Annotated in this window: 22 protein-coding genes and 1 pseudogene; 13 read left to right on the top strand and 10 right to left on the bottom strand. The window is 72.8% G+C overall.

The features are described from left to right. On the top strand, positions 1 to 903 hold the full coding sequence (locus AB0M82_RS42840) for a LysR family transcriptional regulator (protein WP_364735034.1): 903 nt from the start codon (positions 1 to 3) through the stop codon (positions 901 to 903). On the opposite strand, the gene AB0M82_RS42835 is transcribed toward AB0M82_RS42840, so the two are convergent. The 7 genes from AB0M82_RS42835 to AB0M82_RS42805 all read right to left on the bottom strand — a co-directional run bounded on the left by AB0M82_RS42835 (position 900) and on the right by AB0M82_RS42805 (position 7,748). Continuing rightward, a complete protein-coding gene (locus AB0M82_RS42835) occupies positions 900 to 2,018 on the bottom strand; it encodes a protein kinase (protein ID WP_364735032.1) in 1,119 nt (372 codons plus the stop codon). The two genes, AB0M82_RS42840 and AB0M82_RS42835, sit on opposite strands and share 4 nt — an antisense overlap. Positions 2,019 to 2,030: 12 nt before the next feature. Next, positions 2,031 to 3,665 (bottom strand): serine/threonine-protein kinase, encoded by a 1,635-nt coding sequence (locus AB0M82_RS42830; protein WP_364735030.1) that lies wholly within the window; start codon positions 3,663 to 3,665, stop codon positions 2,031 to 2,033. Between the two features lie 215 nt (positions 3,666 to 3,880). Further along, the gene (locus tag AB0M82_RS42825) at positions 3,881 to 4,741 is read right to left on the bottom strand and encodes a hypothetical protein (protein WP_364735028.1); all 861 of its coding nucleotides are present in this window, start codon (positions 4,739 to 4,741) and stop codon (positions 3,881 to 3,883) included. A 258-nt stretch (positions 4,742 to 4,999) separates the two neighbouring features. Beyond that, the gene (locus AB0M82_RS42820) at positions 5,000 to 6,151 is read right to left on the bottom strand and encodes a hypothetical protein (RefSeq protein WP_364735026.1); all 1,152 of its coding nucleotides are present in this window, start codon (positions 6,149 to 6,151) and stop codon (positions 5,000 to 5,002) included. Between the two features lie 335 nt (positions 6,152 to 6,486). Further along, positions 6,487 to 6,801 (bottom strand): hypothetical protein, encoded by a 315-nt coding sequence (locus AB0M82_RS42815; protein ID WP_364735024.1) that lies wholly within the window; start codon positions 6,799 to 6,801, stop codon positions 6,487 to 6,489. 64 nt (positions 6,802 to 6,865) lie between these two features. Continuing rightward, positions 6,866 to 7,162: a chorismate mutase gene (locus AB0M82_RS42810; RefSeq protein ID WP_328445366.1), complete on the bottom strand. Its 297-nt coding sequence runs from the start codon at positions 7,160 to 7,162 to the stop codon at positions 6,866 to 6,868. Between the two features lie 160 nt (positions 7,163 to 7,322). Beyond that, positions 7,323 to 7,748, bottom strand: coding sequence for a DUF1707 domain-containing protein (locus tag AB0M82_RS42805; protein WP_364735022.1), 426 nt, complete (start codon positions 7,746 to 7,748; stop codon positions 7,323 to 7,325). A gap of 185 nt (positions 7,749 to 7,933) precedes the next feature. On the opposite strand from AB0M82_RS42805, the gene pcrA reads away from it, so the two are divergent. Next, entirely contained in the window at positions 7,934 to 10,348 is a 2,415-nt protein-coding gene (gene pcrA, locus AB0M82_RS42800; protein WP_364735020.1) for a DNA helicase PcrA, read from the top strand. A 993-nt stretch (positions 10,349 to 11,341) separates the two neighbouring features. On the opposite strand, the gene AB0M82_RS42795 is transcribed toward pcrA, so the two are convergent. Then, the gene (locus AB0M82_RS42795) at positions 11,342 to 12,022 is read right to left on the bottom strand and encodes a M23 family metallopeptidase (RefSeq protein WP_364735018.1); all 681 of its coding nucleotides are present in this window, start codon (positions 12,020 to 12,022) and stop codon (positions 11,342 to 11,344) included. A gap of 1,018 nt (positions 12,023 to 13,040) precedes the next feature. On the opposite strand from AB0M82_RS42795, the gene AB0M82_RS42790 reads away from it, so the two are divergent. From AB0M82_RS42790 to AB0M82_RS42750, 9 genes are all read left to right on the top strand, one after another. Further along, on the top strand, positions 13,041 to 14,669 hold the full coding sequence (locus AB0M82_RS42790) for a hypothetical protein (RefSeq protein WP_364735016.1): 1,629 nt from the start codon (positions 13,041 to 13,043) through the stop codon (positions 14,667 to 14,669). Next, positions 14,666 to 14,998 carry a cobalamin-dependent protein gene (locus AB0M82_RS42785; protein ID WP_364735014.1) on the top strand — a complete coding sequence of 111 codons (333 nt, stop codon included), beginning with the start codon at positions 14,666 to 14,668 and terminating at the stop codon, positions 14,996 to 14,998. The genes AB0M82_RS42790 and AB0M82_RS42785 overlap by 4 nt, the downstream gene beginning before the upstream one ends. A gap of 117 nt (positions 14,999 to 15,115) precedes the next feature. Continuing rightward, positions 15,116 to 16,285: an ADP-forming succinate--CoA ligase subunit beta gene (gene sucC / locus AB0M82_RS42780; RefSeq protein WP_364735012.1), complete on the top strand. Its 1,170-nt coding sequence runs from the start codon at positions 15,116 to 15,118 to the stop codon at positions 16,283 to 16,285. A gap of 1 nt (position 16,286) precedes the next feature. Further along, positions 16,287 to 17,177: a succinate--CoA ligase subunit alpha gene (gene sucD / locus AB0M82_RS42775; protein WP_364735010.1), complete on the top strand. Its 891-nt coding sequence runs from the start codon at positions 16,287 to 16,289 to the stop codon at positions 17,175 to 17,177. Between the two features lie 208 nt (positions 17,178 to 17,385). Next, positions 17,386 to 18,174: a DUF5336 domain-containing protein gene (locus AB0M82_RS42770; RefSeq protein ID WP_364735008.1), complete on the top strand. Its 789-nt coding sequence runs from the start codon at positions 17,386 to 17,388 to the stop codon at positions 18,172 to 18,174. 135 nt (positions 18,175 to 18,309) lie between these two features. Continuing rightward, positions 18,310 to 19,710 (top strand): DUF6350 family protein, encoded by a 1,401-nt coding sequence (locus tag AB0M82_RS42765; protein ID WP_364735006.1) that lies wholly within the window; start codon positions 18,310 to 18,312, stop codon positions 19,708 to 19,710. 77 nt (positions 19,711 to 19,787) lie between these two features. Continuing rightward, positions 19,788 to 20,405, top strand: a complete 618-nt coding sequence (gene purN / locus AB0M82_RS42760) for a phosphoribosylglycinamide formyltransferase (RefSeq protein ID WP_364735004.1) — start codon at positions 19,788 to 19,790, stop codon at positions 20,403 to 20,405. Then, positions 20,395 to 21,963, top strand: a complete 1,569-nt coding sequence (gene purH, locus AB0M82_RS42755) for a bifunctional phosphoribosylaminoimidazolecarboxamide formyltransferase/IMP cyclohydrolase (protein ID WP_364735002.1) — start codon at positions 20,395 to 20,397, stop codon at positions 21,961 to 21,963. The genes purN and purH overlap by 11 nt, the downstream gene beginning before the upstream one ends. A 130-nt stretch (positions 21,964 to 22,093) precedes the next feature. Next, positions 22,094 to 22,864, top strand: coding sequence for a hypothetical protein (locus AB0M82_RS42750; RefSeq protein ID WP_364735000.1), 771 nt, complete (start codon positions 22,094 to 22,096; stop codon positions 22,862 to 22,864). On the opposite strand, the gene AB0M82_RS42745 is transcribed toward AB0M82_RS42750, so the two are convergent. Continuing rightward, positions 22,861 to 23,604, bottom strand: coding sequence for a hypothetical protein (locus tag AB0M82_RS42745; RefSeq protein WP_364734998.1), 744 nt, complete (start codon positions 23,602 to 23,604; stop codon positions 22,861 to 22,863). The two genes, AB0M82_RS42750 and AB0M82_RS42745, sit on opposite strands and share 4 nt — an antisense overlap. 152 nt (positions 23,605 to 23,756) lie before the next feature. Continuing rightward, positions 23,757 to 24,242, bottom strand: coding sequence for a GNAT family N-acetyltransferase (locus AB0M82_RS42740; protein ID WP_364734996.1), 486 nt, complete (start codon positions 24,240 to 24,242; stop codon positions 23,757 to 23,759). A gap of 297 nt (positions 24,243 to 24,539) precedes the next feature. Between AB0M82_RS42740 and AB0M82_RS42735 the strand changes: the two genes are divergently transcribed. Together AB0M82_RS42735 and AB0M82_RS42730 are read left to right on the top strand one after the other, a co-directional pair. Further along, the gene (locus tag AB0M82_RS42735; protein WP_364735076.1) at positions 24,540 to 25,229 is read left to right on the top strand and encodes a hypothetical protein; all 690 of its coding nucleotides are present in this window, start codon (positions 24,540 to 24,542) and stop codon (positions 25,227 to 25,229) included. A 382-nt stretch (positions 25,230 to 25,611) separates the two neighbouring features. Then, a pseudogene (locus AB0M82_RS42730) lies at positions 25,612 to 25,957 on the top strand (DNA polymerase Y family protein); the annotation flags it as partial.

The following is a 25,957-nucleotide window of genomic DNA, read 5'->3' as shown; positions in this document are numbered from 1 at the left end:
ATGCTCGACGTCCGCCGCATGCAGGTCCTCCGCGCCGTGATCACCAGTGGGTCGATCACCGCCGCGGCCCGCAACCTCGGCTACACGCCGTCCGCGATCAGCCAGCAGCTGTCCGCGCTGGAACGGGAAGCCGGGACCGCGCTGCTCGAACGCGTCGGCCGCGGCGTCCGGCCGACCCCGGCCGGCGCGCTGCTGTCCGAGCACGCCGAGACGCTGAGCACCGAGCTCGCCAAGGCCGAGGCAGCGCTGACCGAGCTCAAGGAGGGCCGCATCGGCCACTTCTCCATCCGGTACTTCGCCACGGCCGGTGCGTCGCTGATGCCGCCCGCCATCGCCGCGGTCCGCCGCGAGCACCCCGGTGTGCGCCTCGACCTCAAGCTCGTCGAACCCGACGACCCGATGGTCGACGTCGAGACGGGCCACGCCGACGTCGCGATCACCGTCTTCCCGCGCAAGACGCCGCCCGCGAAGGGCGTCGAGCTGGTGCACCTGCTCGACGACCCGTACCGGGCCGTGCTGCCGAAGACCCACCCGCTGGCCCGCAAGCGCGTGCTCGACCTGACGGAGTTCGCCGAGGAGCCGTGGGTCGGCGTCGACGGCATGCCCGGCGTCTGCCGCGACATCCTGTTCGGCGCCTGCGCGTCCGCCGGCTTCGCGCCGAACGTCGTGGTCGAGTCCGAGGACTACCAGACGGCGCAGGGGTTCATTGCCGCCGGCATCGGCGTCGGCCTGATCCCGGAACTGGGGCTCGGCGGGCAGCATCCCGGCGTCGTCGTCCGCAAGGTCCGCCACCCGGAGCCCGTCCGCGCGATCCACGCCGCGGTCGCGTCCCGGGCCTGGGGCCACCCGGCCGTCCGCACCCTGCTGGACGCCATGCGCGCGGCGACCGCCAAGGTGGCCTAGACCAAGAACAGCTCCGAGAAGAGGATGCCGACCAGCACCGCCACCAGGATCGCGGCCACGGTGATCAGCGTCTTCTTCGACACCGGCAGGTTCCACTCGTCGGCCTGCTGCGGTCGCGGCTGGGGGTGGGGAACCGGCGGTGGCGCGTACTGGGTCGCCTGTGGCACCGGCTGCATCCGTTGCGTCTCCTCCGCCGAGGAGTAGCCGGGCGCGGGCGGAGCGAGCGGGATCTGCTGCTGGAACTGCGGTCCCGACGGGGGCATCGGCTGACCGGCGGGTGCCAGGCCCGGGTTGAAGGGTGGCGTCGGCGGGGCCGGCGGCGGCGGGATCCCCGGCGCGGTCGGCGGGATGAACGCCGTCTCGCGGCCTTCGGTGATCGCGCTCAGCGAACGGACGGTGTCCGCCATCGTCGGCCGGGTCGTCGGGTCGGTGCGCAGCATCTTGCGCAGCGCCTCGGTGAGGACGCCCGCGTTATGCGGCGGCCGCTCGGACGACTGCCCGTCCTCCCCGAACGGCGGCACGCCTTCCACGGAGGTGTAGAGCGTCGCGCCGAGGGAGAAGACGTCCGCGGCCGGCGTCGGTGGCAGCCCCCGCGCGACCTCGGGCGCCACGTACGCCGGGCTCGGCCCGCCGCCGCTGATGCCGATGTCGGTGAGCTTCACGCCGCCGTCGTCGGCCAGCAGCACCGTGCCCGGCTCGAGGGTCCGGTGCACGAACCCGGCCGTGTGGATCGCGGTCAGCGCGTTTCCGAGCTGGATGCCCAGCAACGCCGCCTGGTCGGGGCTGAGCCTGCCGTGCTCGGCGAGGAAGGTCGCCATGCTGCGGGACGGGATGTACTCCATCACCAGCCAGACGTCCTGGCCCTCCGGCAGCACGTCGAACACCTTGATCGCGCTCGGGTGCTCGATCCGGGCCGCGTCCTTGCCCTCCTGCATCGCGGCCGCGCGCGCCTGCTCGGCGCGCTCACCGGCCCCGACCGGGAGGTACATCCGCTTCATCGCGACGGTGCGGAACAGCCGCGTGTCGAACGCCAGCCACACGATGCCCGCGCGGCCGCGGCCGATCGGCTGGTCCAGGCGGAAGCGGCCGCCGACGATGGTGCCTTCAGAACTCAAGACAAACCTCGATCATCCGCCGGCTGGAGGTGCGGTCGACGTGTTGCCAGTCTCTGGCGGGGTGGTAGGTGTCGTCGGCGTCGTGGGAGTCGTCGGCGTCGGCGTCGTCGTCTTCGGGGTCGTCGTCGTTTCCGTTCGGGTGGCCCGCGTCGTCGTGCGCTTCGACGACGTCGTCGGGGTGTCCGAGGGGGACGGCAGCTCGACCGTGGTGGTCGGCTCCTCCGAGGTCGACGGCAGCGACTCCGACGTCGCGGCGGGCTTCGGCTTGCTGCTCGACACCGGGGACGCCGGCGCCTCCGGGTTGTTCGGGCTCAGCAGCCAGACGACGAGCGCGACCAGGCCCACGACGACGATCCCGCCGATGATCGCCGGGCGCTTCCAGGCGCCGGGGTTCTCGTCGTTCTCGTCAGCCGGGCTGGTCTGGGGGCGCGGCCGGGGCGGGGGCGGCGGGGCCGGCTCGTCGTCGTAGTCGTCGTACTGGTCGTCCGCGTACGGGCCGTGGCCGGACGGCGGCACCGGCACCGCGCGGGTCGCGGCCAGCCCGGGCGGCACGTTCCCGGCCGCGTGCTGGTTGTCCTCGGGGTAGTGGTGGTCGTACCCGTCGTAGTCGTTCTCCGGGTAGCCGGCGCCCTGCGGGTAGTCATCGTCGTCGTAGTACGGCACGGCCTGGGTCGGGGCCGCGCCACCGAGCAGCGTGCCCGAGTGGCCCGCGGGGACCTCGTCGAACATCTGGGTCGCGTTCGGGTCCGCGAGGGCGGCCGCGCCGAGGACGCCGGCGGACGGCGCCAGCATCGTGTCCTCCGCCGGGCCGCCGAGCGGCGTCTCGCCCCGGGCGACGGCGGCGAGCAGTTCCTCGCACTCTTCGGCGGTCGGCCGGTGCTCGATCTCCGGGTGCAGCAGCACGGCCAGCACGCTGGCCAGCGGCCCGGACTGGCGCGGCGGGTTGATCTGCCCGGCCGCGACCGCGTGCAGCAGGCTGAGCGTGTTCTCGGACAGCCCGAACGGCGGCTGGCCTTCGCACGCCGCGTAGAGCGTGGAACCGAGGGAGAAGACGTCGGACTCCGGCCCGGGCTCGCCGCCGATGGCGACTTCGGGGGCCAGGTAGGCGGGGGTGCCGGCGATCATCCCGGTCTTGGTGACCGTGACGTCGTCCTTGGCGCGAGAGATGCCGAAGTCGGTGATCTTCACGACGCCGTTGCCGCCGAGCAGGATGTTGCCCGGCTTGATGTCGCGGTGCACGATGCCGACCGCGTGCGCCTCGCGCAGCGCCGCGGCGACCTGGGCGCCGATGCGCGCCACCTCGGTCGGCGGCAGCGTGCGGCGTTCCTGCAGCACGGCGGCCAGGCTGGTGGAGTTGAGGTACTCCATGATCAGGCACGGCTGGCCGTTGTCGTCGGTGACGACGTCGAAGACGGAGATCGCGTTCGGGTGGTGCAGCCGCGCCGCGATCCGGCCCTCGCGCATGGTCCGCTGCCGGGCGTCCTCGGCGTCGTGCTCGTCCAGGTGGGGCTGGAGCAGGAGTTGCTTGATGGCCACGGTGCGGCCCAGGACCTCGTCGTGCGCCTGCCAGACGGCCCCCATCGCGCCCGTGCCGATCCGGCCGTCGATGCGGTATCGACCGGCGACCAGGCGACCCTCGTCGCTCACGCGACCTCCCTTTGGGCTCCGACTTCACCAGGGCGTGAGGATGGGTTCCTGGTGACGCGGCCACGCGCACGCCGCTTCGCTGGAGCGTATGCACATGTCGTGGGCTGTGCGTCGGCTGTTCTGAGACCGACGCGTGACAAGGCTAGGCGCTCACTCTGCGCACACGAATCCGGTACGGAAACTTGAGCCACGGGTGAACGGGTGATCGCCCTGGGCTACATGTACTGGGCGGAGACGAGCTGGGCTTCGGTGATCAACCCACCCGTGTCGGCGACCCGGAACAGCTGGGTGACGCGCACCAGCGCGCCGTCCGGGCGGTGCAGCGTCGCGACCGCGAGGATCGAACCGTCCGGGTTGATCTGCGTGTCGGCCTCCTGGACGTCGATGGCGTCCATCGAGCTCCAGGTGCGGACCAGCTCACCGGCGGCACCGTCGACCAGTGCCGGGCTCAGCAGCGCCAGCGCGCCCGCCGAGTTCCGCGCGATGGCGGCGTAGAAGTCCTTGACCGCCTGGATCTTGCGGCTCGCGCTGCGCGCGTCAGCCGCCTTGTCCGGCACCCGGCTCGGTTCGCTCGGCGCCGCCTGGGCCGGTGGGCGGTCGGTCGGCTTGGCGGCCGGCCGGGTGTCACCGGCGTGCGTGCCCTCGGTGGCCGGCCCGCGCTGCGCCGGCGCGCCGCCGCCGGCCTGGTGCTGCGGGACGGCGAGGCCGCCGAGCTCCGCGGCTCCGCTGAAGCCGGCGGGCGCGGCCTGGCCGCCGCCGCCGGACGCGGCGCGGTGCGAGTTGGCCAGCATCGGCGCGGCGACCACCGCGCCGGCGACGAGCGCGCCCGCGGCGACGAGCCCGGCCAGCTTGGCGCGGCGGGCGAACGGGCTCTCCGGCTCACCGCCGTCATCGGCCTGCTCCGGCTCGCGGGCCGGCTCGGGCCGCGGCGGCAGGAACCGCTGCGGGTCACGGAAGACCTGCTCGAGATAGTCGCGGTCGGCGTCGCCGACGTCGCCGAGGATCTCGGCCGGGATCACGTCCTCGACGCGGACGGGGTGAGGTGGCTCACGCCGTGTGCGCTGCCGATCAAGCACGAAGTCCTCGCTCTGGGTTCCGGGGACGTCCGCTCGGTCGTTCGGTCGAGCGTCCGTTGGTCCGGTTGGTCGGCTCGTGGCCGATTCCGGATCCGCTGTCGTCAGGTAACCCTGTGCGGACGGCGATCACCAGGCTCTGTCGCCGGAACGCCGTCGCGATACGACGAGCGGCAGCTTATGTCACCCACCCGGACCAGGCATAACCACTCGGCGCACCGCACGTGCATCGGAACGAGCGAACCGCACGTGCAGGTTTGACTACCGGCCGTCAGCGGTGATTTTGTCGCCGTCCCCGAACGTCAGCGTGCGCTCCTCGATCGTCCTGGTCCCATCGGTGTGGATGGCCTCGACGGTGTTCACCGTGACGCCGCGCTGCTGGTCGATGCTGACCCTCTTGACCTCGAAGTAGGCGATGCCGGCGTACCGCTCGGCGAGCGCCTGCGGTCCCAGGTCGCGCAGCTCGCCCGTGGTCACCGACGACGCCGCGGAGGGGTCGGTGGTGACCGTGTTGAAGAACTTCTCCGAGTGGTCTCCCATGGTCTCGGCGTCCGGCGGGAAGGCGTACCACCACGGTGGCTTGACCGGGGTTTCGCGCTGGGCGGGGCTGACCGGCGGCTTCTGCGGCGGACCGCTCGGCGTGGCCGTGCCGGTGGCCGTCTGCGGCTCGGCGCCGCTGTCGGCGCGGGGGTGGGCACCGCCGTCGGCCGGACCCGCGCCACCACCTCTGGTGGTCTTCGCGGCGGCGTTGTCCGGCCGGGTGGCGGTCTGCGGCCCCGCGCCGGAGCCGCCTTCCGACGGCGACTGGCGGTCACCGGTCGCGTCGGCGATCGCCGGTGCGCCCTGGTGACCCGGCCACGCGCCCTGCGCTGCCTGGTCCAGCCGCGGCTTCTCGACCAGGAACGATCCGGCGCACAGCAGCCCGACGACCACGGCGACGGACGCGCCGGTGGCGAACCAGGCCGCCAGCCGCCACGTCTTCGGCGGGGTCACCGACGCGGGCACCCGCCCGATGGTGAAGCCGCCGAGCCCGTCCAGCGGGGACGCGGCGTACACGCGGGCGTCTTCTTCGTCCAGGTCCGTGCCGCGTGGTTGCGGGGTGGCCAGCGAGACGCGGGTGCGCCGGGCGGCCTGCTCGGCGCGGGACTCGGTGCGCGGGCCGGGCTCTTCGGCAAGGGGGAGGCCGCGCCGCGTGGCGGGGAACAGCGGCGGCGCGGGCCGCCGGTCACGGGGCTGGGGCAGGGCGGGAGAGGTCGACGGGAGCGATCCGGACGCCGGCGAGCCGGCCGCGTGGTGCCGCACGGGACGGTGCCGGGGCAGTGGTGGCGTCCAGCTCTCCGCGCCGCCGCGCCGGTGCCGTCCGGGGTGCGCGGGCGCGGTGCCGCGGCCGGGGAAGTCCGTGCCGTAGGTCATGTGAGCTCGACCACCCGCCGGTCCGGTCCTGACGCCGTCCGGCGGTGGAACGACCCGATCGGAGCATCCTCACGCGCGGAATACTGTTCGGAATCCTGCGCAGATGCACGCGCATGCGAGACGGGGCGCGCGGGGCCGGTGCCCCCGCGCGTCCTTCGGGCCTCGCCCGACCCAGACGCAAGGGTCCTCACGACGTCAACCCTAGAAGCCTCCGGCGGAGAAAGCCGCCCCCAAACCTGCAAGTTGCAGAGGTTTCACTCGGTCGGGCGCGACCGAACGGGCGTAAGTGACGCTGCGAAGTTTCACGCAGCGCCATCAAGCCTGCTCAGCGGGACTCAGCCCCCGGTGCGGTAACGGTTCCGCGTGGATTGAAGGGCCTTCGTCGCCACCACGCCGCTACCCGCCGCGACGATGATCGCGAAGACGTCGAGCGTGGGGCCCCCGACCGTGAGCAACCAGGCGAACAGCGAGGCCGCGGTGGTACCGCCGGCGACGGCCCACCGGCTGCGGACGTACTGCGCGACCGGAGCGCCTCCGGCGCGCTTACCCGCCGCATTGTTGAGCATTGCCAGATACCCCACATGGCCCAGCGCGGCCAGCACGCTCGCGAGCGCGACGATGACGGCGATGAGGTTCACGACCCAGTCCATGGCCCCAGTCTGCCTGGCGGCGGGGCGCCGGTGCCTCCGGGAAGTCCCGGAGTTGGGGCAACCGTTACCGGCCGAGTCTGCCCCGGCCGAGGTTGAGCAGCGCCATGGCCAGCTGCCGGCCTTCCGGGCCGAGCTCGCGGTAGCGGGCGAGCACGTCCATTTCGCGGTTGTAGACGATGCGCGTGCCGCCGGCGGCCATCCGCGCGGCGCCGATCGTCTTGGACACCTCGACCCGGCGTTTCACGAGCCGCAGGATCTCCTTGTCCAGCCAGTCGATCTCCTGCCGGAGCGACGCGATGTCGTCACCGGCGGGGGTGTGCTCGGCGGGCTGGCCGTCGGCGTTCGTCGCTTGTGCGTTCATCGGGACCTCTTCCTTGCGGCCCGGACCCGGCCCCAGGGACGGCGACAGCCCCGGGTCCGTGGACTCCGGGGCTGGCGTGATGGCGGTTCGGGCACTACGCGATCACGGGAGCCGGAGTCCGGTCCCGTAGAAAAATCGCTCTGCGTGGTGCCGCATGGGATCAGTATGGCACAGCGGTGCGGGGCCGCTCCCGGAACGAGCGCACCCGAGCATGGACGAAGAGGCTGACCACGAGCCAGAACATCGGGAAGGCCGGCCAGAAGAACCCGGCGCCCAGCACCGCCCAGCGGACGATCACCAGCACCGAGATCGCGACCACCACGGCGAGGTGGACGCGCAGGGCGGGATGCCGCCGCAGCGCCGACCGGGTCAGCGGGAAGCCGGGCGGGGACGCCGCCGGCCGCGGCAGGTCGGCGGTGAGCGCGGTCAACTCGTCGGTGAACCGCGCGGCGTAGACGGCGGTGAGGCGCTCTTCGACCTCGTCGAGGGTGAGCCGGCCTTCGGAACCGGCGGTCTGGACAGCGGTGGCGACGCGTTCGCGATCGGCGTCGGCGGCCCGGATGCGGGCGGGGTGGGTGTCTTCCATGTCGTCGATGCTCCGCGCGGCGGCCTCGCGGCGCGTCGGACGCCAGGCGACACCTTTCGCTACGCCTGCGGCGGTAGCGCGGCTCCGCCACGGCGTCCGCGGCCACGACCCGGACCCCGCCATCGCCGACTCGCCGTGCCCGTCCCGAATTCGTCACCGGCGTCCCGGGGTAGCGTGGACAGACGATGGACACCCTCTTCGATCTCCCCGCCGAGACCCCCGCGCGCAAGCCCGCTTCCGGCGGGCAGGCCGACCTGCTCGACGACCTGAACCCCGCCCAGCGCGAAGCCGTCACCCACGCCGGTGGCCCGTTGCTGGTGGTCGCGGGTGCGGGATCGGGCAAGACCCGGGTGCTGACCCGCCGGATCGCCTACCTGCTCGGGCAACGCCGGGTGCACCCCGGCGAAGTCATGGCGATCACCTTCACCAACAAGGCCGCGGCCGAGATGCGTGAGCGCGTCGCCGCGCTCGTCGGGCGCCGCGCCAACGCGATGTGGGTGTCCACCTTCCACTCGATGTGCGTGCGGATCCTGCGCCGGGAAGCCAAGACCCTCGGCATGTCGTCGAGTTTCTCCATCTACGACTCGGACGACACCAAGCGGCTGATCACGTTGGTGGCGCGGGATCTCGACATCGACCCGAAGCGCTACGCCGCCCGTACGCTCGCGATCCACATCTCGAACCTGAAGAACGAGCTCGTCGACCCGGACGAGGCGGCGGCGAACGCGGCCAACGACCTCGAGCGCCGCGTCGCCGAGGTCTACGTCGAGTACCAGCGAAGGCTGAACCAGGCCAACGCCTTCGACTTCGACGACCTCATCATGCGCACGGTCTCGCTGCTGCAGGCGTTCCCGGACGTCGCCGAGTACTACCGGCGGCGCTTCCGCCACGTGCTGGTCGACGAGTACCAGGACACGAACCACGCGCAGTACACCCTGGTCCGAGAGCTGGCCGGGACCGCGCCGAACGACTCGGGCGTCGAGCCGGCCGAGCTGGTCGTCGTCGGTGACGCGGACCAGTCGATCTACGCCTTCCGCGGCGCGACGATCCGCAACATCGAGGAGTTCGAGCGGGACTTCCCGAACGCGCACACCATCCTGCTGGAGCAGAATTACCGCTCCACGCAGACGATCCTGTCCGCGGCGAACGCCGTCATCGAGCGGAACCCCAACCGGCGCGCGAAGCGGCTGTGGACCGACTCGGGCGACGGCGAGAAGATCGTCGGCTACGTCGCGGACAACGACCACGACGAAGCCGCGTTCGTCGCGGGCGAGATCGACGCGCTGGCCGAGAAGGGCGAAGCCGACTACTCCGACGTCGCCGTCTTCTACCGCACCAACAACCAGTCCCGCGTCTTCGAAGAGATCTTCATCCGGCTGGGTCTGCCGTACAAGGTCGTCGGCGGCGTGCGGTTCTACGAGCGCCGCGAGGTCCGCGACATGATCGCGTACCTGCGGGTGCTGGCGAACCCGGAGGACACGGTCAGCCTGCGGCGCGTGCTGAACGTGCCCAAGCGCGGCATCGGCGACCGCGCGGAAGCCGTCGTGGCGACGCACGCCGAGCGGGAGCGCGTCTCCTTCGCGCAGGCGCTGCGGGACGCCGTCGACGGCAAGGTGCCGCTGCTGAACCCGCGCTCGGTCAAGGCGATCGGCGGGTTCGTCGCGATGCTCGACGAGCTGGGTTCGTTGATCGCGGACGGTGCGGAGGTGCACGACGTCCTCGAAGCGGTGCTGGAGAAGACCGGCTACCGCATCGAGCTCGAGGAGTCCGAGGACCCGCAGGACCACACGCGCGTGGAGAACCTGGACGAGCTCGTCACGGTGGCGCGGGAGTTCACCGAGATCACCGCCGAGGTCGTCGCGGACGAGAACGCCGAGCTGGTCGTGGAGCCCGGGGTGCCGGCGCCGGGTTCGCTGCCCGCGTTCCTCGAGCGCGTGTCGCTGGTCGCGGACGCCGACTCGGTGCCGTCGCCCGACGGCGGCGAAGAAGGCGACGGCGGCGCCGGCGTGGTCACGCTGATGACCGTGCACACCGCGAAGGGCCTGGAGTACCCGGTGGTGTTCTGCACCGGCTGGGAGGACGGCGTCTTCCCGCACATGCGGGCGTTGGGTGACCCGACCGAGCTGGCCGAAGAACGGCGGCTCGCGTACGTCGCGATCACGCGGGCCAGGAAGCGGCTGTACGTCTCGCGCGCGATCACGCGTTCGGCGTGGGGCCAGCCGTCGATGAACCCGGCCTCGCGGTTCCTCGACGAGCTGCCGCCGGACCTCGTCGACTGGCGGCGGCTGGAGCCGTCCAGCAACGGCTTCGGTTCCTTCGGCAGCGGCTCGCGCGGGACCCCGCGGGCGGCGACCACCTGGGGCGGCCGCCGGGCTTCTTCGCCGTCTTCTTCGGGCACGCCGTCGTTCGGCAAGGGCTGGAAGGACACGGTGGCGCTGAAGCTGGACGTCGGCGACCGGGTCAGTCACGACAAGTACGGCCTGGGCACGGTGATCTCCTGCGACGGTGTCGGTCCGCGCGCCACGGCGACGATCGACTTCGGCGCGGCGGGCAAGGTCCGCCTGATGCTGATCGGCAGCGTGCCGATGGTGAAGCTCTAGTCCGGCCAACCCCGAACGGGTGAATCCGGCGGCGATCCTCCCGATCGCCGCCGGAATCGTCGTACCCACCCGGTAGAACGGACCCCGTGATCGAACACAAGTTCGACAGAGGGGGTAGGTGTGGTGTGGACGCGGTGCTGTTTGGGCTGCTGGCCGAAGGGGTACAAAAATACCTGCGAGGAGTCCTGGGGTCGACGGTTCCGGATCGGGGTCGGGAGCCTTCGGGGGCTTCAGGAATTTCTTCGCGTGCGGGAGCGGAGGCGTGCCGGCTGGCCGCCGCCTGGCGAGCGCTGCTCAGGCAGCATGAGCTCGGCGCGGACGGGCGCTGTGTCACCTGCGGCCGGGGACGCCGCTGGACGACCAGGGCCCGGAGGGCCGCGCGTGTCCGCTCCGCGGAAGGCCGGGTGGCCTGGGGCTGGCTGCCGGTGCGCGCGTCCGCGGAGCTGTGCACGGTGTGGCAGGTCGCGGTGGCCTTCTTCATCCGCCGTTTGCCGGGCGGGCAGCGTTAGCCGCTTCCGGGCGCTGAGGGCGTGGTGGGCGGTTTTTCCCGGCCGCGCGGCGCTTCGGGTTGGTCGGCGAGTGTCGGAGCGCTCTGGCGGGATTTCGGCGGCCAGGTTCAGTCCGCGGGCTCATCGCCGTGGGTTTCCGGCAGGATCGTGCGCGTGGGGTATTGCTGGGTTCGCAGTCGAAGCGGGTATTCGCGCGGCGGCCGAGAGGCGTGAGCGGCCCTCGGCGGCGACTGATCGGCCGGCGGCCGGATCCGGTGTGCGGCCCCATCGCCGTGGGGCGGCCGGTGTTCGCCGTCTGGTTCCGGCGGTGGAGCGCGATCCTGAGGTGGCGTTCGCGGCCGGAGCGGGTGTTCGCGCGGCCGAGGAACGTCATCGGCCCTCAGCGGCGGAACATGGCTCTACGGCTGGATTTCCTGCCTCGGCGCAGCCGCCCGCACACCGGCAGGCGATCGATGCGGTGACCGTGTGGTGCGTGGTGAACGGATCAGACGACGACGCCGCGCGCGGCCAGCCACGGCCGGGGGTCGATCTTCTTGGTGCCGTTCTGCCACACCTCGAAGTGCAGGTGCGCTCCGGTGCTCTGGCCGCGGTTGCCGATCTCGGCGATCTGCTGACCGCACTTGACCTTCTGCCCCTCCTTGACGGAGAAGGTGTTCATGTGGCCGTAGACCTGGATCGTGCCGTCGTCGAGCTGGATCCGGACCCAGAGGCCGAAACCGCTGGCCGGGCCGGCCTCGATCACGGTGCCGTCGGAAGCGGCGTAGATCGGGGTGCCGATCGAGTTGGCGATGTCGATGCCGAGGTGGCTCGTGCCCCACCGGGCGCCGAAGCCCGAGGTGAACGTGCCGTGCGCGGGCAGGCAGGTCTTGGGACGGGCGGCTTCTTCGGCGGCGCGCTTGGCGGCGTCGGCTTCGCGCTGCTCGCGGGCCTGCGTGATCGAAGCGCTGTCGGCGAGCTTCGCGGCCTCGGCGGAGGCGTCGACGGTGTGGCTGGCCGGCAGGAGCTCCGGGGCGCCCCCGGTGCCCGCACCTCCCGCGGTCAGCGAAGCGCTGGCGTCCTGGCTGTTGGCCAGCGGCGTCACGGCCGCGTCGGAGTCGGTGACTGTCTTGAGGGTCGAGCCCGCAGCGGCGGCGGCGAACGCACCAGCCGCGACAGCGGCAACCACGACACGGCCACGAAGGGCTGAGGAGGGCGGGGCGATGCGGTGCGCACCCCGGACACGAACGACCGCACCTTCCAGTGCGTCCTTCAATGCCGGGGAAGGAGCTTGGCCGCCGGGGGAGCGGTGTGAAGCCAAGACAGGGCCTTCCATCGTCGGGGAGCCGGGTCGAGGACTGCGGGCGGGGGAACCCGGTGAGCCAACCTCGGGGGTGGTTCGCTCGGTGTCCTACTTCGTGACCTGACTGTAATGGGGACCCCGGGACAGTAACGAAGGGGCACCACTATCGGCAAGACGTGCCCCCCGTGTCGGCCGATCGGGTGGAACCGGTGCGGCGCTCACCTGTGGGAATTACCTAAAGTTAGAGGGGGTTTACGGCGTCCGATGTGAGTTGCCTTACAGGTCTTGAGGCCGTGGGAAGGTCCCCAACGGGGTCCTAGGGGGCCCGAGGGGGCGGAATAAGGGTTTGCGGGGCGATGTTGAAGCGCTCTCGACGACTCGCGCCCCGGCAACGGCCCCACGACGGCCCGGGCTTGCTAGCGTCGCGGGCAATATGCCCCCACGCTCAGAGCCCCCCACCGGGAGCACCCCCGGCACCCCCGGCCCGACCGGTTCCGAACAGAAGGCCGCGGACGCGACCGGCGCCGCGCGGCAGCCCGGCGAACCGCTCGGGTCCGAACGGTCTTCGGCCAGTGCCGCCGGTTCCGGCCCGCTGCCGGGTGAACCAGCCCGGTCCGAGTCGTCCACCGGCGCGATCGGTTCCGCGCGGCAGCCCGGCGGACCGGCCCGGTCCGGGTCCGCTGCCGACGCAGCTGGATCTGGCCGGGAGCCGGGTGAACCGCCCCGGTCCGAGTCCGCTGCCGACACCCGAGCTTCCGCACAAAGCCCCGGCCCGAGCAGCCCCGAACCCCCCACCCCGCCCTGGTCCGACGACACCGATGGCACCGACGACCGGCCCCCGCGCCTCCTGGCGGTAGCCCTCGGGCTCGCCGCACTCGGCGCCGTCGCGCTCACCGCTGCCTCCGTGGTTCCCGTCTCGCCCGCCGCCGGGCCCGGGTTCACCAGCTGGCCCTGGCTGGCCTTGCTCGCACTGGCCCCCGTCGTGGCCGCGGTCTGGGCCGCGGTCGCCGGGAAGCCCGGTCTCGGCGCCGGGCTCGTTCTCGGGCTCGCGGCCCTTGTCCCCGGCAGGCTGGTTCTCGACCTGCAGTTCGCCGTCAACGGCCCGCTCACCATCCGGCCCGAGCTCTACCTGCCCGACCGGTTCGTGGGCGGCTCGGCCGTCGGCGCCGGGTTCTGGCTGCTCGTCGCCGGGCACGTCCTCACCGGGGCCGCCGGCGTGCTGGCCTGGCGAGCGCAGCGGCGGGGCGAAGAACCCGAACGACGGCGCTGGCGGCTGCTCGTGCCGCTGCTGGCCGTCGTCGCCGCCGTCGGGCTGCTGACCGCTCCTGTCCTGTCCGACAACGGTTTCCTGCTCGCCCGCGCCGCGTTCGAAGGTCCCTGGCCCGCCCTCGGCGGCTACCTTCTGCTCGCCGCCGCGCTGCCGCTCGCCGCTGTCGTCGCGCTCGCGGCTCCGTCGGACCACGTCGCCCGCGGGGCGCTCACCGGGCTGACCGCCGCCGCCTTCGGGGTGGCCGTGCCGCCCGTGCTGGCCGGCCTCCTCCGGCCTGACCTGCACGTCGCCTGGGGACCGGTCGTCGTGCTCCTGGCGACGACCGTCACCGCCGGCCTCGCCTTCACCCGGCTCACCGAAAAAACGGCGGACACCGAAGCGGACTTGAAGCTGCCCGGGCTCTTCTGGTGGCGGCTCACCACCGGCCTGCTCGGCCTGGTCACCGCGTTCGCCGCCGTGATCGGCACCTTCGCGCCCCAGGTCGCGGTCACCGCGCTGAACCCGGGCGCCGCCCCCGTCAACGCCTCCGCCGAGAGCCCCGCGCGCTGGTTCCTGCTCACCGCCGCGGTCGTGCTCGCCGTTCCCGCGCTGGGGGTCCTCATCCCGAAGATGGCCGCCGTCGCGCGGCCGGTGCTCGGGCTCGCCTGGGCGGGCATCGTCCTGGCCGGCACGGCCGTGCTGAACACGGCGCTCACCGCCGCCGAGGCCGGCAACCTCGCCGGGTTCGGCGGCGCCGCCCCGGGCGCCGCGGCCCCCGCGTTCACCTACGACCTCGGCGCCGGCGCCGGCTGGACGTTCGCCGCGCTCGTCCTCGCCGTGCTGGCCGCGCTCGCCGCCGTCGGGACCGGCGTCGTCGAACGCGAGGACGCCGGGAACGGCGCCGAGCAGGCCAAGAGCCTGCTCGCCCCGTTCGTGGCCGGCGGGGTGCTGGCCGTCGCCGCGTTCGGGCTGCCCGTCTTCAGCGTGCCCGGCTACGTCGCGCCCGGGCTCTGGTCGAACTTCGACACGCCTTCGTGGGGGCTGCTGACCGCCCTCGTCGTGGTTGTCGGCGCGGCCGCGCTGGCGCTGCGGTCCCGGCCGAAGCCCGCGGCCGCCCTGCTGTTCGCCGCCGCCCTGCTCACCGCGCTCCACGCCGCGGAGCTGCCGCTCGTCGGCGGCGCGCTCGGCGACGCGAGCCCGGCCCCCGGGTTCTGGCTCGCGCTCGCCACCGTGGGGGTGCTGCTGGGCGCGGCGGGGATGTCGGCCGGCCGGCGGACGTCGTGAGCCGTGAGCGCCTCCGGGTGCTGCTCGTCGAGTTCACCCGCCCCGACCCGGCCGCCGCCGCGCTGGGCCGCGTCCTGCGGGACGCGGGCATGGAGGTCGTCCACGCCGGGCCCCTGGCCACCGCCGAGCAGGTCCTCCGCACCGCCGAGCAGGAGGACCCCGACGCGATCGGCGTGCTCGGGAGCGCGCCGTCGCCGAAGCTGACGGAGGCGCTGAATGACGTCCGCGTGTTCGCGGCCGCCGACTTCGAAACTCCCGGAGACGCCGCGAAATGGCTCACCGGTGGGCGGTCTCACACTTCTGACGCACCGTCTGACCGCGCACGGTGACCGACTTCACCAGGTGCGGAGTCCCCTGCGTCTGCGCAGGTCGCTAACCTCGACTGGTCCGACAGCGCGGTCCGGAAACGGATCACCACAGTGGCGTGTCGTCAGGAGACTGGAGTAGTGGACCTCTACGAGTACCAGGCGAGGGATCTCTTCGCCGCCCACGGAGTACCGGTTCTGCCGGGCTCGGTGGCTAGCACCCCCGAAGAAGCCAAGGCCGCCGCGGAGCAGATCGGTAACCAGGTCGTCGTCAAGGCGCAGGTGAAGGTCGGCGGCCGTGGGAAGGCGGGCGGCGTCAAGCTGGCCCAGACCCCGGACGAGGCGAAGGAGAAGGCGGAAGCCATCCTCGGCCTCGACATCAAGGGCCACATCACGCGTCGCGTGCTCGTGGCCGAAGCCTCGGACATCTCGTCCGAGTACTACTTCTCCTTCCTGCTGGACCGGTCGAACCGGACCTTCCTGGCGATGGCGTCCTCCGAGGGCGGCATGGAGATCGAGCAGCTCGCGGTCGAGCGCCCCGAGGCGCTCGCGAAGATCCCCGTCGACTCGATCGCCGGCGTGGACAAGGCGAAGGCGCTCGAGATCCTGAAGGCCGGCAACTTCCCGGCCGACATCATCGACGAGGCCGCCGACGTCGTCGTGAAGCTCTGGGAGACCTTCGTCTCCGAGGATGCCACCCTCGTCGAGGTCAACCCGCTGGTCCGTGACCCGCAGGACAAGATCATCGCCCTCGATGGCAAGGTCACCCTCGACGAGAACGCCTCCTTCCGCCAGCCGGGCCACGAGGCCCTGGTCGACAAGGACGCCGAGAACCCCCTCGAGGCCAAGGCGAAGGCCAAGGACCTCAACTACGTCAAGCTCGACGGCGAGGTCGGCATCATCGGCAACGGCGCGGGCCTCGTGATGTCCACTTTGGACGTCGTGGCGTACGCGGGCGAGAAGCACGGCGGCGTCAAGCCCGCCAACTTCCTCGACATCGGCGGCGGCGCCTCGGCCGAGGTCATGGCGGCCGGGCTGGACGTCATCCTCCACGACCCCGACGTGAAGAGCGTGTTCGTCAACGTCTTCGGCGGCATCACCGCCTGTGACGCGGTCGCGACCGGCATCGTCGAGGCGCTGAAGATCGTCGGCGACGAGGCCTCCAAGCCGCTGGTCGTCCGGCTCGACGGCAACAACGTCGTCGAGGGCCGCCGGATCCTGGCCGACGCGAACCACCCGCTGGTCACCGTGGTGGACACAATGGACAACGCGGCCGACAAGGCCGCCGAGCTCGCCGCGGCAGGTGCGTGAGATGTCGATCTTCCTGAACGAGAACAGCAAGGTCATCGTGCAGGGCCTCACCGGCTCCGAGGGCATGAAGCACGCGACCAAGATGCTGAAGTCCGGCACGAACATCGTGGGCGGCGTCAACGCCCGCAAGGCCGGCCAGACGGTCACCATCGAGGGCAAGGACCTCACCGTGTTCGGCACGGTCGAGGAGGCCATGAAGGAGACCGGCGCCGACGTGTCGGTCATCTTCGTGCCGCCGAAGTTCGCCAAGGACGCGGTCCTCGAGGCGATCGACGCCGAGATCCCGCTCGCCGTGGTGATCACCGAGGGCATCCCGGTGCACGACTCGGCCTACTTCTGGGCCCACGCGGGCGCCAAGGGTGGCAAGACCCGCATCATCGGGCCGAACTGCCCCGGCGTCATCAGCCCCGGCAAGTCCAACGCGGGCATCATCCCGGCGGACATCTCCGGCGCCGGCCCGATCGGCCTGGTGTCGAAGTCCGGCACGCTGACCTACCAGATGATGTACGAGCTGCGCGACATCGGCTTCTCCACCGCGGTCGGCATCGGCGGTGACCCCATCATCGGCACCACGCACATCGACGCCCTCGAGGCGTTCGAGGCCGACCCCGAGACCAAGGTCATCGTGATGATCGGCGAAATCGGCGGCGACGCCGAGGAGCGGGCCGCCGACTACATCAAGGCCAACGTCACCAAGCCGGTCGTCGGCTACGTCGCGGGCTTCACCGCGCCCGAGGGCAAGACGATGGGCCACGCCGGCGCCATCGTCTCCGGCTCCTCCGGCACGGCCGCCGCGAAGAAGGAGGCCCTCGAGGCCGCCGGCGTCAAGGTCGGCAAGACCCCGAGCGAGACCGCCGTCCTCGCGCGTGAGCTGTACAACAGCCTCGGCTGATTCCGGGGAGTAACACGAGGTGGGGCCGGGTACCGGGTAGGTGCCCGGCCCTTCTCGCGTCCGGGGGACGAAACCTCCCGAGGTATTCACCCGTCTGATGGGCTGGCGGCCTTGGAGTGCGCTAGCGTTCTGCGCACACAAGCCGCCTCGTCTTTCCCCGGGCGCCCGTGCGTCCGGAGTGCCGGTCGAACCGACAGGAGTGCATCCGATGACCTTCCCCAGCGGTGGGCCTGGCTACCCCCAGCAGGGTGGCGGCCAGCAGCCCCCCGGACAGCCGCCCACCGGCGGCTTCCCGCAGCAACAACAGCCGCACCCGGCGCCCTCGGGCGCCGCCGGCCTGCCGCAGAACCTGCCGCTGCTGCTCGCCCTGGTGGTCGCGGTCTTCGGCGTGGTGCAGTACTTCCTGGGCTTCTCCGACAACGCCCAGGTCGGCCTCGGCACGATGTTGCTGCTGGCCGGTGGCCTGCTCGCCGGGATGCACGCGCTGCCCAAGGGCCCGAAGACCCTGCCGTTCGCGGCGCTGCTCAGCGTGCTCGGCGCCCTCGACGTCCTCGACTCGCTGGTCGCGCTGCCGACGACGCCGGGCATCGTCACCGTCATCCTGATCCTGGCGATCCTGCAGATGGTGGCCGCGGTCGGCGCGCTGCTGATCGAGCACGACGTGATCAAGCCGCCGGCGCCGAAGCCGGCCGCGCCCCAGTACGGCGGCCAGTACGGTGGCCAGCAACAGCAACAGCAGCAGTACGGGCAGCACGGTGGTCAGCACGGGCAGCAGTTCGGCCAGCCGGGCCACGGGCCCGGGCCGGTGACCCCGACCGGGGAGTCGTCGGCGCCGTTCTCGCAGCAGGGCCAGTACGGCTCGCCGAACCCGCCGTCGACCACCCCGCCGCCGGGGCCGCAGGCCACGACGTACGCCCCGCAGCAGGGCCAGTTCTTCCAGCAGCCGCCGTCGGACAACCCGGGCACGCCGCCCGGAGGCTTCGGCAAGTCGAGCTGACGTAGCCCGGAACCACACCCGCTGTGACGCACCGTGTCACAGCGGGTGTGGTGCGTTCAGGGGCTACCCGACCGAGTGAGCAACGCCGTTCGGCGGCGGCGTGTCTCACCCAGTCGGAGCAGTCCGGATGTCAGGGTGCGGATCATGGAGCTGCTCACCGACGACCAACGCCCGCCGGGCGAAGCGGCGGGCGGCCCCGGTGGGAGACTCTCCCCGGCGGCGCGGGCGCGGGTGCTGCTCGCCGCCGCCGTCGGTCCGCTGGTCACCGGCTACGCCGCCGTCGCGACCGTGCTGGCCCTGGTCACCCTCACCGCGGCCCACGCCGTCTTCTCCGGCACCAGTGTGCTGCTGGCCGCCGGGCCCGGCTGGCTCGCCGCCCACCAAGTGCCCCTCGGCATCGGCGGCCACCCCCTCGGCGTCCTGCCGCTGCTGCCGACGCTGGGCGCGGTCGCGCTGGCCGCGCGGACGGCCTTCGGCGCCGCCCAGCGCCTCGGCTGCCGGTCACCTCGCGAAGCGCTGCCGGTCCTGGCCACGATCACCGGCGCGCACGCCGGGTTCGGGCTCCTCGTCGCGCTCTGTGCGCAGGGTTCGCCGGTGACGGTCGACCCGCTGCTCGCGTTCGCCGTGCCGGGGCTGCTCGCCGCGGCGGCCTCGGGCGTGGGCATCACCTGGTACCGCGGGCTGCCGGACGTCGTCGCGGAGCGCCTCGACCCCCTCGCCCTGCGCGGGGTCCGGGCCGGCGCGCTGAGCCTCGCGGTGCTCGTGGCCTGCGGTGCGGCGGTGTTCACGGTCGCGACCGCGCTGTCGTGGTCGACCGTGTCGGACATGTACGAGCCCGCGTTCGGCAACAGCTTCGGGATGCTCCTGCTTTCCGTGCTGTACCTGCCGAACGCCGTGACGGCCGCGCTGTCCTTCGTCACCGGGCCCGGTTTCTCGATCGGCTCGCTGACCGTCGGGATGTTCGGCTACCGCGGCGGCGCGGTGCCCGGCCTCCCGTTGCTCGGCGGCCTGCCCGGGCACCACGCGGGGTGGTGGCCGGCGCTGCTGGTGCTGCCCGCGGCGACCGGCGCGCTGGCCGGCTGGTCGCTGCGCAAGATCGACCCCGACCCGGCGCAGCGCCTCCGCACGGTCGCGGTGGCCGGCGCGGTGGTCGCGCTCGGCTGTGTCGTGCTGGGCACGCTGTCCGGCGGGCGGCTCGGCGACGGCCCGTTCGACCCGGTGAGCGTGCCGGTGGGCGTCGCCTCGATCGTCGCCTTCTGCTGGATCGTCATCCCGGGTTCGTTGGTCGCGTTCTTCGCGGGCGAGCACGAGCCTCAGGCGGCGCCGCCTGAGGCGCTGGAGGACAACCAGGCCTTCGAAGACGCCGACGAGGTCGACGCCGAGGAAGCGTCCGAAGCGGTCGAGGAGATCGAGGCGGAAGCCGACGCCGAGCTCGGCCTCGAAGAACCCGCGGAAGCCGCCCCCGAACCGGACGACGCTGTGACCGGAGGCACCGAGACCTGCGGCGACGTCGAGCCGGACGAGGCCGACCGTTAGGGTTGACGCGACCTGGTGAAGCGCCGTGCGCCCGGCTGCGCACCGCCCGCGGCAAGGAGCCCGCTCTGTCTCAACGGTTGGACCTGCCCACTCCGGTGAAGCTCGTCGTGCTCGCGTCGGGTTCCGGCACCCTCCTGCAGGCGGTGCTGGACGCCACCGGGCGGTCCGGCTTCCCGGCCAAGGTCGTCGCCGTCGGCGCCGACCGCACCGGTGTCGAGGCCCTCACCCGCGCGGAACGCCGGAGCATCCCGTCGTTCACCGTCCGCGTCGCCGACCACCCCGACCGCGCCGCCTGGGACAAGGCGCTGACCGAGGCCGTCGCGGCGTACCAGCCCGACCTGGTCGTCTCGGCCGGCTTCATGAAGATCCTCGGGAGTGAGTTCCTCGGCCGCTTCACGGTGATCAACACGCACCCGGCGCTGCTCCCGTCGTTCCCCGGGATGCACGCGGTCCGCGACGCCCTCGCGGCCGGCGTCAAGGTCACCGGCTCGACCGTGCACTTCGCGGACGCCGGGGTCGACACCGGGCCGATCATCGCCCAGGAGGCGGTCGTCGTGGAGAGCGACGACGACGAAAACGTCCTGCACGAACGGATCAAGGCCGTCGAACGCAGGCTGCTGGTGGAAACGATCGAGCGACTCGGCCGCGGTGGCTGCACCGTGGACGGACGAAAGGTGACATTTCGTGAGCACTGACCTGGGACGGCGCCCGGTCCGCCGGGCGCTGATCGGCGTCTCGGACAAGGCGGGCCTCCTGGACCTCGCGACCGGCCTGCACGCGGCCGGCGTCGAGATCGTCTCCACCGGTGGCACGGCGAAGGCCATCGCCGACGCGGGCATCCCGGTCACGCCGGTCGAGCAGGTCACCGGCTTCCCGGAGTCGTTGGACGGCCGCGTGAAGACGCTCCACCCGAGCGTGCACGCCGGCCTGCTGGCCGACCAGGGCAACCCCGGCCACGTCGAGCAGCTGCGCGAGCTGGAGATCGCGGCGTTCGACCTGCTCGTGGTCAACCTGTACCCGTTCGCGCAGACCGTCGCCTCCGGCGCGAGCCCCGAGGACTGCGTCGAGAACATCGACATCGGCGGCCCGGCCATGGTCCGCGCGGCGGCGAAAAACCACGGCAGCGTCGCGGTCGTCGTCGACCCGGCCCGCTACGGCTGGGTGCTCGAGCGCGTCGCCGACGGCGGCTTCGACTTCGAGGACCGCAAGCGGCTCGCGGCGCAGGCGTACGCGCACACAGCGGCGTACGACACCGCCGTCGCCTCGTGGTTCGCCAGCGCCTACGCCCCCGACAAGGACACTGTCGACGCCGGCTTCCCGGACTTCCTCGGCGGCACCTGGGAACGCGCCGACGTCCTGCGCTACGGCGAAAACCCGCACCAGAAGGCCGCCCTGTACAAGAGCGACCGGCCCGGCCTGGCGCACGCCGAGCAGCTGCACGGCAAGGCCATGTCCTACAACAACTACGTCGACACCGACGCCGCGCGCCGCGCCGCGTACGACTTCGCCGAGCCGGCCGTCGCGATCATCAAGCATGCCAACCCGTGCGGTCTCGCGATCGGCGTCGACGTCGCCGAAGCGCACCGCAAGGCGCACGCGTGCGACCCGGTTTCGGCCTACGGCGGCGTCATCGCGGCGAACCGGCCGGTCAGCCGCGAGGCCGCCGAGCAGATCGCCGAGGTCTTCACCGAGGTCGTGCTGGCGCCGGACTTCGACGCCGAGGCCCTGGAAATCCTGCGGCGCAAGAAGAACATCCGGCTGCTGAAGCTGCCGGCCGCCCCGGCGTTCCCGGTCGAGTTCCGCCCGATCTCCGGTGGCCTCCTGCTGCAGACGGTCGACGCGATCGACGCTTCCGGCGACGACCCCGCCAACTGGAAGCTCGCCACCGGCAACCCGGCCGACGAGCAGACCCTGCGCGACCTCGAGTTCGCGTGGCGCTCGCTGCGCGCGGTCAAGTCGAACGCGATCCTGCTGGCGACCGGCGGCGCGACCGTCGGCGTCGGCATGGGCCAGGTCAACCGGGTCGACTCGTCGCGGCTCGCGGTGGCCCGGGCGGGCGACCGGGCCAAGGGTTCGGTCGGCGCGTCGGACGCGTTCTTCCCGTTCCCGGACGGCCTCGAGGTGCTGACCGAGGCGGGCGTGCGCGCGATCGTGCAGCCCGGCGGCTCGGTCCACGACCCCGAGGTCATCGCGGCCGCGGAAAAGGCGGGCGTCACCATGTACCTGACGGGGACGCGCCACTTCGCGCACTGACCGCTTTCGGGGCTCCGGGTGGCGGAGCCCCCGGCCCCGGGGCGAAGCCCCGGATGTCACGGACCGCTTTCGGGGGCTCCGGGGCGAAGCCCCGGTTGTCACTGACCCGCGCTTCGAGAGGGAGGGCTCGATGCAGCAGCCGCCGCAGTACGGCCAAGGTCAGTACGGCCAAGGACAGCAGAGGTACCCGGGCCACCCGCGGCAGCCCGGGTACCCCCAGCAGCCGGGGTATCCGCCGCCCGGCCACCCGCCGCAGGGGTACGCCCCGCCGGGCTACGGTGCGCCGGCGCAGCCGCCGAAGAAGAAGCGGACCGGGCTGATCCTCGGCATCGTCGTCGGCGTCGTCGTGCTGCTCGGCGCGGGCATCCCGCTCGCGATCTTCGCGGGCGACTACTTCGCGAGCACCGGCGCGGCGCCGTCGTCGTCGCCGGTGCCCGCCGAGTGCCAGGTGCCGGCGCAGGTGCTGGAGAAGGCGGGTTTCCCGAGCTTCACCCTGGGCGGCCAGGGCGACCAGAACCTGCCCGGTATCAAGCAGGTGGGCTGCACCTGGAAGCCGGGGCCGGACGAGAACGTCCGCGACGCCACCCTGCACGTCCAGATCACGCGGTACTCCGGGGAGAACGCGCGCGAGCAGGCGGACGACAGGTTCATGCCGGTCCGGCCGGGCATCGCCCCGACGACCGTCCGCGGCATCGGCGACAAGGCGGCGCTGGTCCGGCTGGCCACCGAGAGCGCGTTCAGCGGAGCCGAACTGCACGTCCTGACGGGCACGACCGTCGTCACCGTCGAGGTGTCCGGCTGGGACAAGGGGTTCTTCTCGAAGTCGCCGATCCCGCAGCAGGAGGCCGACGACGCGGTGAAGACCGTCGCGACGGAGATCGTCAAGAAGCTGCCGCGTTAGGCGGGCGCGGGCAGCGTCTTGCAGAGCGCGACGGGGAACTTCGGCTCGGCTGCCCGGATCTCCGCGCAGCCGGCCGACTTGACCTGCGCGAACGACGTCCAGCCCGCGTCACCCCAGCGGAAGACGGTGCGGGACGGCGGTTCGGCCTGGCGCAGCAGCAGGTCGAGGACCAGCCAGCCCGGGTCGCAGGCCCGGGTGGTGCCGGCGCTTTCGGCGCCCGCCGCGGACGCCGCCGCGCCGACCCACGCGGCGTCGCAGTGGTCGGCGGGCGGGGCGCAGGCGCCCTGGCGGTCGCAGTGACCCCAGCCGGCGCCGAGCTTGTGCCAGGCGCTGCCGGTGTCGGCGTTGAGGACCACCGTCCGGTCCGCGATCGGGCCCGACGTGGTCAGCCGCAGTTCCGCGGGCACCTTGTCCTGGCAACCGCCCGCCGCGGGCCGGGTCGAGTAGACGACGTCGGCGCGGATGTCGGTCTTCGCCTCCACGAGCTGCTCGATCCGCGGCTCCCGGACGCAGCCCGGGTCCTTGCCGGGCAGCGCGACCTGCACGATCAGGCTGAACTCGTCCGGTCCGGGGCGGATGCCGGTGACGTCGGCGCGGAACGAGCGCCATTCCACGCCCATGGTCGTCGGACCCGGGGCGGCCGTGGCGCCGGGCACCCCGCCGCCGGAGGTGAGCACGACGGCGATCACCGCGCCCGCGGCCGCCAGCGCGCCCGCGACCCACAGAGCCTGCTGTCTCATCGCCACCCCCAGAAGTCCACCGGGGAATCTAGCCGACGCCGCAGCGTCAGGCGGGCGGACCGGCCTTTTACCCATCCGGCCAAAAAGGAGGCCGACCCCCGCGTGGCACGCAACCGTTGCTACGAAGCCATTCGGCCGTGACTATGGTCGGATCAGTGACGATCGGCGCAGTAGCGCTGAGTGACGTCCTTCTCGAGGTACACCGCGATGCGGATGTGGCCGCCGGCTTCGGGGGCGTCGGTGAGCCGGTAGCCGGCCCGCTCGTACAGCGCGATGTTGCGGGCGCTGCGGGCCCCGGTGAACAGGGCGAACCGGCGGGCTTCGGCGGGCGCCTGCGCTTCGGCGTGCGCGAGCAGCCGGCGGCCCAGCCCGCGTCCGGCGAGGTCCGGCGCGACCATCAGCCTGCCGACCTCCCAGCGGTCCCCTTCGAGCCGGGCGCGCACCGCGCCGACGAGCCGGTGCTCCTGCCGCAGCACCCACACCGACCACGTCTTGGTCCAGTCGCGCACGTCTTCGAGCGTTTCGTGCAGGGCGGGGATGTCGAGGGTGTCGTTGAGGACGGCCTCCTGGACCCAGCAACAGCGTTGCAGGACCAGCAGTTCCGGGCAGTCTTCGGGCCGGGCGTCGGTGAGCTCCACGCCGGTCTGTCTAGCTCGGGGCCCGGTTCGCGGGCAACTTCATTACGGTGGCGGGGTGACCCGATGTTGGCCACTACCGGGTGACTTGACACGTCAGGCGGTTCACGGTTGACTTGACCACGTCGAACAGGTGTTCGACGTGGAACCGCCGCCTTCCCCGCGGCGAACCAGTGCCGTCGGTCGAGTTTTGGGAGAGGCGCGACCGCCGGCCTAGTCCGTGGTGGGGAGGTGTGCGCGGTGACCGCTGTCCGGGAAGTGGCTGCCGGCGACCACCGGCCGCATGACCGGGTAACCGGGGTGGTGGAGCCGCCGGTGGCGCGACTGGCGGCCCTGCCGGGGGTCAGTACGGCGAGCCGGGTGGCGGTCCAGGCCGAGCGGGCCAGGGCGACGGGAAGGGTGCTCCCGGTCGCCCCGGCGCTGGCCGGGCTGCTGCCCGCCGCCGGGCTCCGGCGCGGGAGCACGGTGGCGGTCCACGGGGGGACGTCGCTGCTGCTCGCGCTGCTCGCCGAGGCCACGTCCGCCGGATCGTGGGCGGCGGTGGTCGGCATGCCGTCCGTGGGGCTCGCGGCGGCGGCCGAGTACGGCGTGGACCTCGGCCGGGTCGCACTGGTCCCGCGCCCGGGAGCGGAGCTTCCGGCGGTGGTCGCGGCGCTGCTCGACGGGGTGGACCTGGTGGCGGTCCACTCGGAGACGGTGCAGGCGGCCGTGGCGCGGCGGCTGTCGGCACGGGCCCGGCACCGCGGGGCGGTGCTGCTGGCGTCCGGCGCCTGGCCGGGCGCGGACGTCGAGCTGTCCTGCCGCCCGGAGTCCTGGACGGGGCCCGAGGAGGGCTACGGCCACCTCCGGGAACGCCGGACGCTGGTCCGGGCCCGCGGCCGCGGCGCGGCGGCCCGCCCGGTCTCGGCGGAGCTCTGCCTCCCGGGCCCAGGCGGCGAAGTCACCCCCGCGACCCCCAGCCGCACCCTCGACGCGGAGGCCACGGCATGAGCGCCCCCTCACGTCCAAAAGGGACAGTTCCCGCCCGCCTCGGCCCAGCACCCACCCAACGCGCAAACTGCCATCCCCACAGCCCCACGTGCCATCCGGCTGGGCACCCGAGTCGCCCCTCCAACCACGCGAGCCGACCGTTCGGGTATGTGAGCCGACCTTCCGGGTGCGCGAGCCGACTCTCGGGGTGCGTGAGCCGACCGTCTGGGTGCGTGAGCCGACTCTCGGGGTGCGTGAGCCGACCCTCCGGGTACGCCGGACGACCCTTCGCGCACCGGCGTCGGCCTCTCCGTCTCCTCGCCCCAAGCTGGTCTCGCGGCCGGGTCCGGGAGGCGGCGTGACCGTCCCGGCCCAGCGCGGCACCGCCGACATCCCCACCCGGATGCTGGTCCTGTGGTGCCCGGACTGGCCCGTGGTCGCCGCGGCGGCAGTGGCCGGGGTCCCCGTCACCCAGCCCGCCGCCGTCTTCTTCGCGAACCGGGTCGTCGTGGGCAACGCCGTGGCTCGCCGGGACGGTGTCCGGCGGGGGATGCGGCGGCGGGAGGCGCAGTCGCGCTGTCCGGACATCGCCGTCTTCGACGCGGACGACGGCCGGGACGCGCGGCTGTTCGAAGCCGTCGCGCGGGCGGTCGAGGCGCTCGTTGTCGGTGTCGAGGTCGTGCGGCCGGGGCTCGTCGCCGTTCCCGTGGCCGGCGCCGCCGCCTACTTCGGTGGCGAACACGCGCTCG

The sequence above is a fragment of the Amycolatopsis sp. NPDC051128 genome (assembly GCF_040682715.1).
Classification (GTDB): Bacteria; Actinomycetota; Actinomycetes; order Mycobacteriales; family Pseudonocardiaceae; genus Amycolatopsis.
This window is presented reverse-complemented; position numbering and strand designations above follow the sequence as displayed.